The following is an 11,885-nucleotide window of genomic DNA, read 5'->3' as shown; positions in this document are numbered from 1 at the left end:
ATAAAATTTATACTATCTCATAAACAAAATTAAAAGTTGTCCAATTGTTTATATCTAAGGCATAAACATCACTTAAATTATTAACTAAATTACTGTTAATATTACTCCCTAAATGTAAATCTTCTAAAATAGCTTGAGCAATAATTACAGGATTTTCTAAAAGAATTATTTGCTCATTATTGGGCTTCATTTCTGAGATTTGATATAACTGGTTTAAAGTTTGATTAAAGGGAGATTTTGCACAAATCAAAATTAATTCTCCGATCCCTTTTTTATCATTAAATAGCCATTTTAATGAGCTACTCTTTTCAGGAATAGAAATAGTATTTTTTGCATTAATCATATAAGAATTAGGAGAAAAATAGGCAACAATTTGGCGGGAAGAATTTATACCTAATAAAAGATAATATAAATCATGATCATTTTCGTTGTTAATCGTAACTTTAAATTGACTGCCTAAAGGAATAGAAATTAATAAATTATCCCCATTATCTCCAGATTGTTGAATAAAATTTGAGGAAGTTTTTATTCGATTAGGAGTTGTTTGTGAAGGGGGAGAAAAAGTTTGATTATCGTTGTTAATTTCAAGGTTAATATTCAGATATGAATTAGAAGATGATTGATTGAAAGTTAGATGCAATAATTTTTCTGCTAAGGCGATTTTAAAAGATGGAATTAAACGTTTGACGGCAGAAGATACTGCTTCATTCGTTATTTTTGGATAAGTATTGGGAAATAAAATTCCAGCAGGAGAAAATAAACTATAACCTTCAATAGAGTTAATTTTGTTAATAAACTTTCCAAAAATACAATCTACAAAATTATCCCCTAAATTAATTACAGATTCTATATTACTCACGGCACTTAAAGCACTGGTAGCATCGACTTTTTCTATTTTTTCTAAACTATTATTTAATCCTATATTTAATCCAGTATTTCGATCGATAACTCTGAGGGATTCTTGAAGAATTAAACCTTGAGTAATTAAATTTTTAGAAGTATTAATTAAGATTCCTTTAGCCTTATTTCCTTGTAAGGAATTAATTTGAATAGTAATAATTTTTTCATCCTTTGTTTTTGCAACAAAACAGGAGTTTAAACCATAGTTATATAAAACTAATAATGGTAAACCTAATAATTGTAAATCAACTAAATTTGGATCGGTAAAATTATTAATAATTGCCTCTCCTTGAGTATCTTTAATAAAAGGTAAGTGATAAATAAAATCATCTTGTTTTTTATTAGAATAAAAAATTATTTTTTCTCCATTCCCACTAGATAAAGCGACTTGAAAAGCAACTTTTTTCATAAAAGTTAAATTATCCGTCTGAGGCAAATTTTCCCACAAAGATTGAGTTAAGCAATATGTGAATAATCCTACATTAAAATTCAAACTATTTATTTCTACTGCGATCGAGTTCAAAGAAGGAGATAAAATAAAGTTAGATAGAGAGTTATTATTTTTTAATAAAGTGATTTTAGAATTACTATTTTTTAATTGTTGATTAAAGTCTAATTCTATTGTACTAATTATAAACTTTTGTGTTGATTCATGACAACGGAGAGAAAATTTATTAGCAATAGAGTCAGGAGAAGAAATAAAACTTGTGTCAAAAATAAATGTATATTTATTAGTTTTTAAAGACTGGGCTAATTTATTAAGAGTATCTAGTAAAATATCTTCAACACAATCATCTTTTGGTGTAACGCTATCATAAGTAATGAAACTATTTTGCCATAAAGATTCATCCCAATTTAATTTTACCTGTCTTCCATAACCGCTAAAGTGAAAAATAACTACATCATTATTTTCTGCCTGTTGAATTAAATGTTGTTGAAAAGCAGTTAAAATATTTTCTCTAGTTGCTTGTCGATCGAGTAAAGTAATAATATCATTAGGGGAAAAGCCAAAACGATGAATAAGCAGTTCTTTTTGTAAGTCAACATCAGTAATACATCCTCGTAAATTTTTGCCATGAGAATATTGATTAATACCAACTAACAAAGCTAATTTGCGAGAAGAAGTTAGGGTTGTGTCATAAGCAGTTTGTGGATTGCTAGAGATGAAGATGTTATCTCCTAATACTCCCCAAGAAGTGAGACTAATACCTATACTGTGTAAAAAATTACGTCGGGAAAATTTCATGGCGATCGCTTTTCCGTTAAAATAGTGATAACTGGTAGTTAATGATATTATTTACGAAAACCGTATTTAAGAACAAAAAAATCAGGTTTAAAATTAGCTAAAGGTTGTCTTAACTTCTCTAACTGGGTTTCATTGCCATGAATTTCAAGACGAATTAAATCAGAAATAGTTAAGGCTTGTTGTAATAATATTTCCACATTGGCTAAATGAGTTAAAACACCCTCTGCATCTTGATAACCCTCTCGACAATGAACAATATTTCCATTAAAACTAAAACCATAATAAAGGCATTTGGTTTCTTGACGGGTTTTTTCCACAAACTCAGGGCATAATTTCTCAAATTCATTCATCTTACCTTCATGGACTTGAAAATATGGCACCAGAGTACAGCAATTATCTTGAGTATGAGTAGTCATGTTTTTTCTTAATAATTAACTATCTCTATTATTCCATGAGTTATCGAATATTTTTAAGATGTCCTAAATAACGTGTCTATTACTATAGTTTTGTCAATTCTTACTCATTACTCATTACCTATCTTTACCGAAAATTTTATAGTTCACTCAGATTACTATAGCGCCCCTGCCGCAGTTCGATCGAAAACACTATCACTTAAATGACTGGTAATATTTATAGCCTGAAAAATAGGCATACCATCTAAACCTTGAGGATAATCAATAACAGTTACCGCACCATTACCTTGTTTAATATTCCAAAAATTAGCAGGTTTTAAACCTAATAAATAACAGACAATTACCTTATTAATAGCATCATGAGCAGTTACTAAACCAGTCTTCATTTTGCCTTCTTCTAAGTTTTCTTTGATGATTTCATGCCAAGAATCGACTGCTCTTTTCCAAACTTGATCTAAGTTTTCCCCTTCAGGCATTTGTACAGTTTCTGGTTTTTCTTTCCACTGATTTAACAATCCGGGATATTCTGCCTCAATTTCTGTTTCTAATTTACCCTCCCATAAACCGTGAGATATTTCTTCCAAATCTTTTTTTGTAGTAAGAGTCACAGAAGAATGATTTTGTAAAATAATTTCAGCAGTTTCTTTAGGGCGTAATAATGGACTTGTCACAGCAAAATCGATACTAACATCTTTGAGAAAATCTGAGGCTTTTTGTGCCTGTTGTCTGCCATTATCATTCAAAGGAATATCTTGAACCCCTTGAAATCTTGACATTCTATTCCACTCTGTTTCACCATGACGTACTAATAATAATCTTAACCCTTGTTTTTGTTCCGGGCGAAAATCTGGTAAAGCCATCCCTAAATGAGAAGTTTGATTAAGAGATTCTAGTTGCACAGATTCACCAAAATTACCGGTAAAATTAAGCACATTGATACAGCAATTAGACTGTTGAATAGTGTGATAATAACTAGGTGACATTCCCAATGCAGTAAGAATCAAACAACGATTAATACCATTATGAGCCGTAATTAAAATAGTTTCGTTATTATGCTGAGGGATAATTTCTCGCCAAAAATCTTCTGCCTGACGATATAAATCTAACACGGGATAGAATTCTTCACCGTCAACCATCATTTTTAACTGATGAGGTTTTTCTTTCCAAAGGCGATATTCTTCGGGATATTCTCTTTTAACGTCTTCTTTCTTCCATTTTTCCCAGATAGGGAGGTTTATTTCTCGTAATTTTTCCGCAATAGTCAAATTAGGATTATAGTCATTCAATTCTTGAATAATTTGAGCAGTTTTGTGAGCCCGTTGTAGAGGGCTACAATAAAATCCATTAAACTTAATATTTTTAAGGGTTTTTCCCAGTAAAAGAGCTTGTTTTTCTCCTTTTTCTGTAATTATCGATTCATTACAACGCCCTTGTATCATTTTTTGTGCATTGTAGCTACTTTGACCATGACGAACTATAATTACACGAGTAGTCATTAGGATATAAAATTAATATAAATGTTAAACACAAAGATTAAATTATACCATAATGAACATAAAATTAATTATCAATTATCTCTTACACTGCTAAAAATTCTTGAATTACTCTTTGACTTAATTGACTTGTTAAACCAGAGGCAACAATTCCTCCTTTTTGCATAGCATAATATCGATCGGCTTGACGTACAAAATGCAAATGTTGTTCTACTAAAAGAACAGAAATACCAGTTTCTTTAATAATCTTTTTTACTGCTGATTCAATCTCTAAAATAATTGATGGTTGGATACCCTCTGTAGGCTCATCTAATAGTAATAATTGTGGTTTTCCCATTAATGCTCGTGCGATGGATAATTGCTGTTGTTGTCCACCACTCAAGTCACCTCCCATACGATTTAGCATGGTTTTTAACACAGGAAATAACTCAAAAATTTCTTCAGAAACTTCTTTTTTGACTTTCACTTTATTCGGAATTGCTTCTAAACCTAAAATCAAGTTTTCTTTGACGGTTAAACGAGGTATAATATCTCTACCTTGAGGAACATAACCGATACCCAATTTTGCTCGTTGATCTGTGGTAACTTTATCAATAACTTTATCTTTAAAATTTATTTCTCCTGTGCGAGATTTTAATAATCCCATAATTGTTTTTAATAAAGTAGTTTTACCTACGCCATTTCTACCAATTAAGCATACCATTTCACCACTATTAATACTTAAATCAACATCTCTTAAAATGTGACTTTCTCCGTAATAAACATTTAAACTCGATAAATTTAACATGGTAATAAAACTAAATCTAAAATTTACTAATAACGGATAAACTTGTTAAAAATTCCATTAATTTATGGATAAAAAAATTTGCGTCTTTGCGAGAATAAAAAATCTTAATTTTAACGATCGAATGATATTAATAATTAAAACTAATTGATAATACTATGAACAATTTCTTCAGGTAAATTCAATAATTCTAATAACTCTTGATAAACTTGATTTTCTAACTCATTAATACCATGATTATTAATAATTTGATAACTTAATTTTAAAACTTTTTCCTTTTCTTGTTGAGTTTCTAACAATGGAACTAAATCAATTAAAGGTATGTTTTCTGCTAAAAAATTAACTAATTCCTCTTTTAACTGCAATTCATCTTCTTCGGAAGTAGCAAATTGTTTACTTAAATTAGTGATAATTATATCTTGTTCTTCGGGAGTTAAATTAAAATCTGCCCATGCCATAGTTGCGGCGATACGCACAATAACAATCTCATCTCTTTCTAAGGAAGTTTCCTGTCCCAAATATACTTCAATTACACGGGGATCGTTTTGTACTTCATTCATTGTCCCCTCACATAATACAGTACCTTGATGTAATACAGTAACTTGTTTCGCTATCTGTCTAACAAATTCCATATCATGTTCGATAACTATGATAGAATGACTCTCGGCTAAAGCTAAGAGTAAATTGCCGACATTTTCTGTTTCTTCATCGGTTAAACCAGCTACAGGTTCATCTACTAATAATAAGTCAGGAGACTGTGCTACTAACATTCCAATTTCTAATCTTTGTTTTTCCCCATGGGATAATAAAGCGGCTTGTAATTCTGCTTTTGCCGTTAACCCGATCGTTTCTAATAAACTGGCAACACTACGTTTATCTTGTTCTGTGGCCTTATTAAACAGGGTAGAAAAGACATTTTTCGTCTTATTTGCTACTAAATCTAAATTTTCTTTTACTGTGAGGTTTAAATAGACTCTAGGAGTTTGAAATTTTCTTCCAATACCCATTCTCGCTATTTGATGTTCGCTAATTTTTCTTAGATTTTTACCTTTGAAAAATACATTACCTTGGGTTGGTTGAACTTTACCTGTGATAACATCTAAAAAAGTGGTTTTTCCAGCACCATTTGGACCAATAATGACTCTTAATTCACCTTTATTCATTTTAAACTTAAGATGATTTAGAGCTTTAAAACCATCAAAACTCACCGTTAAATCATCAATTTCTAATATAGTTTCATTCATTATTTACTTATAATAATTAGACTCACTTTGATTCTTTAGAATCTTTTTTCGTAGCCTAACTAATATAATTCGATTAAATAATGGTTTTCGGTAATAATTGTTACAAAAACTGACTTGTTATAAGTTTAAAATCCCGTAGAAAAACTTGCATTTTAGCTTCTCAAGACAAAATAATGGGTACATATTTCAAAATTTAATAATGGTGAGTTACAAACCCACCTTACCATTGTTTTATTTATAGGCTTTGACGCATTGTTCTACTAAAGGTGCAACTTGATCAATATCTTTCCAACCTAAAATATTAGTTTCTTTTTTTTCTAAATTTTTATAGCTACGGAAAAATTCAGCAATTTCTTCTAATATATGAGGGGCAACATCTTTCATGGATTTAACATGATCATAACGTGGATCTTCCGCCGGTACACATAATATTTTCTCATCTCGATCGCCACCATCAATCATTTCTAACATACAAATAGGACGAGAAGCAATAACGCAACCGGGGAAAGTAGGTTCATCCATCATTACCATACCATCAAGAGGATCACCATCATCAGCTAAAGTATTAGGTACAAAACCATAATCATAAGGATATTTGACGGAAGAAAATAATACTCTATCCAAGATAAAGGCATTCATTTCTTTGTCAAACTCATACTTATTTTTACCACCGCCGGGTATTTCGATTAAAACATTAATAATACCTGCTTTGGGTTGGGGGGGAATTTTCGATAAATCCATTTTTAATAGTTCCTTAACTTAAATTTACAAAGACGGTTAATATTTAACCATAAAAAGCTAAGTACAGGACAAAAAAATAAGAAAAAAAGTTGTAATATTTTTAGACATTGCAATTTTATCACATTTATATTTCAGATCTAGGTTTAGATGATGGAGAGTTACTGATTATGATGAGCAATGATTCTGCGGATATTGCCATTGCGGATTATGCTCATGGATGAGACATTGAAACATTGTTTATTGTTTGAAATGTTTAAAACCAGAGGATTTAATTTAGAATCCACTCATTTTAATCAGCAAAATCGATTTTATAAAGAGAGTTTTAATTATTATTCGTTAATAATAACTACCGTAAAAGAGCCATAAATTTCTTACATCGAACAGAAAATTAAACTATGTTAAGGATAAATTAGAGGGTAATTTTCTGGGGGTAAATATACTTCATCACAATCTTGTTTATAACGATATTCTTTTAATTCAAAACTATGATCTCTCCAGTGATATTGTGCAAAACTACCACAGTCTCCTAACCCCCTAGATTTAGTAATAAGAATTAAAGTTTGATTGTTAGAGTCAAAATCCGTCATACCATTTAAAGTATTCGTATTAGTTAATTTCAAATTATCCGTACTATTATCAAAAGTGGCAAAATTTATTACTTTAATTTCTGAAGATTTTCGATCGAATAAAAGATATTGATAATTACTTTGATAAGCTCCTAAAAAACAAATAATTTCAATTAGATATTCTCGATCATTTAAAAAATAAATATTAGCAGAATCATGAGTTAATTCGTTATCTCTCTGTTGATTACAAAGATTGATTTCTTTCTGTTGAGTATAAATCTTATTAATGATTTCCTGTTTTTTTTGAGAAGAAATAGGGGAAGATTCTGTTGGTTGTGGAGTCTCTTTTTGACAAGCAGAAATAGTCAAAATTAAACCAGAAACTAAAAACTTAAGAATTTTCAAAGAGGAATTTAACAATTTAGTTGTAGAGAAGATTATTATAATAGTTTGATCTAGGACGATGTTAACTTATATCATATAAGATCATATCAAAAAATCATCGAGGATAAAAGAATTGAGTCGTAACTATCTATTTACGTCCGAGTCCGTTACAGAGGGGCATCCGGACAAAATTTGTGACCAAATATCGGATACTATTTTAGATGCGTTGTTAACTCAAGATCCATCTAGTCGAGTAGCGGCGGAAGTGGTGGTTAACACAGGTTTAGTTTTGATTACTGGAGAAATCTCCTCGAAAGCGAATGTCAATTATATTGATTTAGCTCGTAAAAAAATTGCTGATATTGGCTATACTGATGCTGGTAATGGCTTTTCTGCTGATAGTTGCTCAGTTTTAATCGCTTTAGATGAACAATCCGCAGATATTGCCCAAGGAGTCGATAAAGCTCAAGAACAACGAGAGAATCTTAGTGAGGATGAACTCGACAAAATTGGAGCAGGTGATCAGGGTATTATGTTTGGTTTTGCCTGTAATGAAACTCCTGAATTAATGCCTTTACCGATTAGTTTAGCTCATCGTATGGCCAGACGTTTGGGATTAGTTAGAAAGTCTGGAGAGTTGCCATATTTAGGCCCTGATGGTAAAACTCAAGTTACGATCGCCTATGAAAATGATCAACCTATAGGTATTGATACTATATTAATTTCCACTCAACACGCTGCGTCTATTGGTAATATCACTGATAATAAAGCAATTCAAGCTACTTTAAGAGATGCAATTCAAGAGGTAGTCGTTAATCCAGTATTTCATGATTTACAAATTAAACCGACAGATAAAACTCGTTTCTTACTTAATCCTACAGGTAAATTTGTCATCGGTGGCCCTCAAGGAGATTCTGGTTTAACAGGTCGTAAAATTATTATTGATACCTACGGTGGTTATTCTCGTCATGGGGGGGGTGCTTTTTCTGGGAAAGATCCCACTAAAGTCGATCGAAGTGCTTCTTATGCTTGTCGTTATGTAGCAAAAAATATCGTAGCGGCTGGTTTAGCAACTAAGTGCGAAGTCCAAGTCAGTTACGCTATTGGTGTTGCTCAACCTGTAAGTATTTTTATTGAAACTTTTGGAACTGCTACCGTACCAGAAGAAAAACTATTACCTTTAGTTAAGGCTAATTTTGATTTACGTCCGGCTGGTATTATTCAAATGTTTAATTTATGTTCTTTACCTGCCCAAAGAAATGGACGTTTTTATCAGGATGTCGCCGCCTATGGACATTTTGGACGGACGGATTTAGATCTTCCTTGGGAAAGAATTGATAAAGCCACATTACTGCGAGATGCTGTAAGTCAAACATTGGCGATCGCCTAGAATAAGTAATAAGTAATAAGTAATAAGTAATAAGTAATAAGTAAAATGATGAAGACAAGTGGACAGGTTGTTAAGTTAAATTTCTTGTCAACATTAGTAATTGATTAGTTGTTCTTTAATGGAAAAAAGGCTAAAAGCTAATCCCGGAGAGCTAATCACTACCATCACCTATAATATATTATCCCTCGCAATTCTAATCAATTTATAGGCTTGTTTTTGAGAAACTAAATCATAATCCATTTTTCCTAATGGACTGTCTTCTAAATATTTAGATTCAACTACTACTAAAATAGTTTTTCCTTGAAGATTTTTTTGTTTTATTTGATCTTGAAAATCCTCTATGCCATGAACAAAATTAACAGAATGATCGGCATAATAAACAATACTGTAACGAGTAAATCCAATTAAAAAAACTTCTTCTTGAGGCTTAATTTCTTCCTTAATTTGTAAAGATATTGCGCGAAAAGATTGCTGTCTTTCTATATCTAAAAGAGGTATCAAAGGAGGAAAAACAAAGGTAACAAAAGCAAAAAAAGCGAGTAAGTTTGAACTCCAAAACCAGCGCCATAAAGGTTTTTTCCACAACAACGCTATCGCTGTAACAACTCCTAAGCCCCAAGAAATAGCAGAAATTATGGGTATTCCTGATTTTCCTAGATTTTCTGCAAAAGTTGGTGCAGAGGTGTCTTCTCCTATTAGACTAACACTGATGGCAGAAGCGATCGATAATGCTAACAAAATAATTAAATTGAAGATAGCACTAACTAAAAATAATTTCTCGTTTTTTGGCGAAGACTCTCTTAACTTTTCCCCCCAGAATAACGCAATGATAATAACTACCGCAGGAGTGACGGGAAGAATATAACCTTGCAGTTTGGTAGCCGCCGCAGAGAAAAAAACAAAGGTAGTGATAAACCAACAAAAAGCATATAATCCTAATTGGGATTGTCGGGGAGATTGTCTTACTTTTTGCCAACGCCAACAGGATAAATTCATCACAGCGAGAGGAAAATAAACTATCCAAGGTAACATTAACACTGTTCCCCAAATAATATAATAATACCAAGGGCCGGGATGGTTAAAAACTACGCTAGTGAATCGTTTAAAATTGCTAACGGCTAAAAATTCATTGACGAATATCTCTCCATCCATAATGATGGCGGCAATATACCAAGGTAAAGTTAAGATGAGAAAAATTCCTATGGTGCGAAAAGTCTTGATTTCCCAGAAGATTTCCCAGAATTTGCCCACATATAATAAAAAAATACCGATTCCTAACACGGGTAAAATAATTCCGATCGGCCCTTTGACTAATACAGCGATCGATAATAGAATGGGAAAAATAGAATAGAAAATCCGTTGCGTTTTTGGCTTATCTGGTTGCGCATATCCGAGAAAAAATGTCAACATAGCTAAAGACACAGCACTAGATAACAACATATCTGATACTGCTACTCTCCCCCAAGCAATCCAAGCAGGATTTAAAGCCATAATACTTCCCCCAATCCATGCTGTTAACCAAAGATAGAGAGGGTTTTTAGGCTTATTTTCGATATAGCCAAAGTAACGGAGAGTATAAAATACCATGAAAACTACGGCGGTTGCTGTCAAAGCGATAGGCAATCTAGCGGAAAACTCTGAGATACCAAATAACTTAAAACTTAATGCTAAAAACCAATAACCACCCGCAGGATAGGAGTAAAAATAATTATCATTCCAATGAGGACTAATCCAATTATTGGTTATAACCATCTGTCGAGCAACTTCTACATATAAAGCCTCTGTTTTATCGATTAAACCAATGTTACCAATATTCAAAAAAAAGGCTACTCCACAAATTATAGATAAAGAAACGATCGAAATAGCCCATAATTTTTCAGGAGATTTTTGCAAAGATTCTGAGTTGATTTGTAATTTTTTTTCTCGCATTTTTCTTGTAAAGATATTCAATAATTTATACGATAAATAGAAAATAATAATAGATGCAAGGTTGTTAATTTTTAATTCCTAATTATTTTTAGAGCTTTTTAATAAAGTGACAGCTAAACTAAACAGAATATATCCTACACAATAAGAGGCTAAAATATCTGTTACCCAATGAACTCTTAAATAAGCACTACTTATACCCATTAAAATTATTAAAAATGTGGCTAAAATATAAAAATAAGTTTTATTTTCAGGGAATGATCGAGAGAAAAAATAAGCTAATAAAAAGTATAATAATAAGTTACCAGAAGCGTGACCACTGGGGAAACTATTACCAAAAGCATTATCTACTAATCGATCGAGAGGACGAGGAATAGCAAAAAAAGGTTTAAGAATTTTATCAATTAAAATGAGAATAGATAAAGTAAATAACGCCAAAACTTGGGCTTCATCCCAGTATTTTTTCCACACTAAAAAACCTAAACTAAATAAGACAATAAACACTGCAACCTCTGCTTCTCCAACAAAATAAGAAGCCTTAGCAATATAAACAAACCAATCAGGTAAAATAACGTGAAGTTGAGTCAATAAATATTCGTCTAATTCTTTTAATTTTCCCGTAGCAACTAAAGTACTAAGAATAGAAAAAAATAACAAGGCTAAACTACAAAAAAAGATGTTAACTTTATTAATATGATATAAAAAATTTTTAGGTTTTAATAAATACTTTATTTTCATTGAAATTTAATTAATCATGGCTTTAATATGCTATAGGAGAAAAAATGAAAGCTCGATCGG

9 protein-coding genes and 1 pseudogene are annotated in these 11,885 nt (G+C 31.4%); 1 reads left to right on the top strand and 9 read right to left on the bottom strand.

What is annotated here, in order from left to right:
- Nucleotides 1-7: 7 nt before the first annotated feature.
- The 7 genes and pseudogenes from GM3709_RS02690 to GM3709_RS02660 all read right to left on the bottom strand — a co-directional run bounded on the left by GM3709_RS02690 (nucleotide 8) and on the right by GM3709_RS02660 (nucleotide 7,792).
- On the bottom strand, nucleotides 8-2,146 hold the full coding sequence (locus GM3709_RS02690) for a caspase family protein (protein WP_066116041.1): 2,139 nt from the start codon (nucleotides 2,144-2,146) through the stop codon (nucleotides 8-10).
- A gap of 47 nt (nucleotides 2,147-2,193) precedes the next feature.
- Nucleotides 2,194-2,562: a putative quinol monooxygenase gene (locus tag GM3709_RS02685; protein WP_066116038.1), complete on the bottom strand. Its 369-nt coding sequence runs from the start codon at nucleotides 2,560-2,562 to the stop codon at nucleotides 2,194-2,196.
- A 155-nt stretch (nucleotides 2,563-2,717) separates the two neighbouring features.
- Nucleotides 2,718-4,055: a histidine phosphatase family protein gene (locus GM3709_RS02680; RefSeq protein WP_066116036.1), complete on the bottom strand. Its 1,338-nt coding sequence runs from the start codon at nucleotides 4,053-4,055 to the stop codon at nucleotides 2,718-2,720.
- A gap of 82 nt (nucleotides 4,056-4,137) precedes the next feature.
- Entirely contained in the window at nucleotides 4,138-4,839 is a 702-nt protein-coding gene (gene urtE, locus GM3709_RS02675) for an urea ABC transporter ATP-binding subunit UrtE (protein WP_066116034.1), read from the bottom strand.
- A gap of 509 nt (nucleotides 4,840-5,348) precedes the next feature.
- Nucleotides 5,349-6,080, bottom strand: a pseudogene (gene urtD / locus GM3709_RS02670) (urea ABC transporter ATP-binding protein UrtD); the annotation flags it as partial.
- 231 nt (nucleotides 6,081-6,311) lie between these two features.
- Nucleotides 6,312-6,821, bottom strand: a complete 510-nt coding sequence (locus tag GM3709_RS02665) for an inorganic diphosphatase (protein ID WP_066116030.1) — start codon at nucleotides 6,819-6,821, stop codon at nucleotides 6,312-6,314.
- Between the two features lie 398 nt (nucleotides 6,822-7,219).
- Nucleotides 7,220-7,792, bottom strand: a complete 573-nt coding sequence (locus GM3709_RS02660; RefSeq protein WP_144439394.1) for a DUF1176 domain-containing protein — start codon at nucleotides 7,790-7,792, stop codon at nucleotides 7,220-7,222.
- A gap of 112 nt (nucleotides 7,793-7,904) precedes the next feature.
- Here GM3709_RS02660 and metK point away from each other — a divergent pair, with 112 nt between their 5' ends.
- Nucleotides 7,905-9,161, top strand: coding sequence for a methionine adenosyltransferase (gene metK, locus GM3709_RS02655; RefSeq protein WP_066116026.1), 1,257 nt, complete (start codon nucleotides 7,905-7,907; stop codon nucleotides 9,159-9,161).
- A gap of 168 nt (nucleotides 9,162-9,329) precedes the next feature.
- Here metK and GM3709_RS02650 read toward each other — a convergent pair whose 3' ends face one another.
- Entirely contained in the window at nucleotides 9,330-11,090 is a 1,761-nt protein-coding gene (locus GM3709_RS02650; RefSeq protein ID WP_066116024.1) for a glycosyltransferase family 39 protein, read from the bottom strand.
- Nucleotides 11,091-11,168: 78 nt separating this feature from the next.
- Entirely contained in the window at nucleotides 11,169-11,825 is a 657-nt protein-coding gene (locus GM3709_RS02645) for a phosphatase PAP2 family protein (RefSeq protein WP_066116022.1), read from the bottom strand.
- Between the last annotated feature and the right edge of the window lie 60 nt (nucleotides 11,826-11,885).

The organism is Geminocystis sp. NIES-3709 (assembly GCF_001548115.1).
Lineage (GTDB): Bacteria > Cyanobacteriota > Cyanobacteriia > Cyanobacteriales > Cyanobacteriaceae > Geminocystis.
Note: the sequence above shows the minus strand (reverse complement) of the source record. Positions and strands in the feature narration are given on the sequence as shown.